Source organism: Massilia sp. NBRC 108631, from assembly GCF_059704565.1.
Genome location: NZ_BAAKJE010000277.1, coordinates 1 through 229, shown reverse-complemented (window position 1 = coordinate 229; position 229 = coordinate 1). Strand labels below are relative to the sequence as shown.

The 229-nt window shown below is 68.6% G+C and carries 1 protein-coding gene; it reads right to left on the bottom strand.

The window, feature by feature from the left end:
• Positions 1-229, bottom strand: a 229-nt coding sequence (locus AC6H42_RS30680) for a hypothetical protein (RefSeq protein ID WP_497549700.1), incomplete at both ends; no start/stop codon positions are given.

Below are 229 nucleotides of genomic sequence, written 5' to 3'. Positions count from 1 at the left end.
CCTGGGTGCTGCTCAGCGCGACAACTTGCGCGGTGGTCAGGCCGTTGGCGATCAGGCTGGTGCTCAGCGCGCCCATCTGGGCGCTGGTCAGCGCGGCGATCTGGTTGGTGGTCAAGCCGGCGAACTGGCTGGTGCTCAGGCCGGCGATGGCGCTGGTCTTGAGCGCCACGAAGTCCACCGTTTCCATCGCGGCCAGGTCGACCGTTTCCATGGCGCCCAGCTGGGCCGA